Here is a 381-nt window from a genome sequence, read left to right as displayed (position 1 = left end):
GGAACAGCATGCCGTCCGTGTTCGGGAAGATGGCCTTGAGCTTGACCGTGCCCGTGGGGGTGTCGATCTGGTTGTCGGTGGTCAGCAGCGTGCCTTCGCCAAGCTGGTTGCGCTCCTGGCGGTCCCACGCCTGCACCGGCAGCTTCTCGCCGGCGTTGAGCTTCTTCAGCACGGCCGGCAGGTTGTCTTCGGGAATGGTGTAGAGCACGGCAATCGGCTGGATCTGGGTGATCAGCGCGATGCCGTTGGTGTCGCTGGTGCCGACGATGTTGCCCGGGTCCACCTGCCGCAGGCCGATGCGGCCCGAGTTGGGCGCCACGATCCTGGTATAGCCGAGCTGGATGCGGGCGTTATCCACATTGCCCTGGTCGGTCTTCACGG

The 381-nt window shown here is 65.1% G+C and carries 1 pseudogene; it reads right to left on the bottom strand.

The features are described 5' to 3' along the window. Nucleotides 1–381: pseudogene (locus AC1DHL_RS30130) on the bottom strand (MdtA/MuxA family multidrug efflux RND transporter periplasmic adaptor subunit); the annotation flags it as partial.

The organism is Variovorax sp. 10L426, from assembly GCF_056395305.1.
This window is presented reverse-complemented; position numbering and strand designations above follow the sequence as displayed.